Annotated in this window: 1 pseudogene; it reads right to left on the reverse strand. The window is 59.3% G+C overall.

Features of this window, described 5'->3' with window-relative positions:
* Positions 1–385 (reverse strand): annotated as a pseudogene (locus HX786_RS32100) (endopeptidase La); the annotation flags it as partial.
* Positions 386–492: the final 107 nt, after the last annotated feature.

The following is a 492-nucleotide window of genomic DNA, read 5'->3' on the forward strand; positions in this document are numbered from 1 at the left end:
GGGTCAGGCCCTGGGCGACGAATTGCAGCTTGCCGTTTTCGCGGCTGGCGTGGTGCACCTTCACCAGGGTGCCGTACAGCGGCAGGCTGGAGGTGTCGAAGTGGCGCGGATCTTCGGGCGGGGTTTCCATGAAGAACAGGGCAAGGGAGTGGTGGTCGGACTTGCTCACCAGCTCCAGGGTTTCGGCCCACGGCTCTTCATTGACGATCACCGGCAACACTTGCGCCGGGAAGAAAGGCCGGTTGTGGATCGGGATGATGTAGACCTTGTCGGGCAGGTTTTGCCCTGGGAGGGCCAAGCCAGTGTTGGCGGAAGTGTGTTCAGCGTTTTCCGGGTCGGCGTAGTCGTTGAGGTCGATGTCCGGGAATTCTTGCTGGTCGCTCATGGGGCACCTGCATAGGGAAGTATGCAAGTTAGATGGGGCGGGTCGGCAGTGGTTTCAATGGGGGGGGTGAGATAGCAACATATTGCACAATATTTTCAAAAGCACCG

The sequence above is a fragment of the Pseudomonas sp. 21615526 genome (assembly GCF_013386245.1).
Taxonomy (GTDB): domain Bacteria; phylum Pseudomonadota; class Gammaproteobacteria; order Pseudomonadales; family Pseudomonadaceae; genus Aquipseudomonas.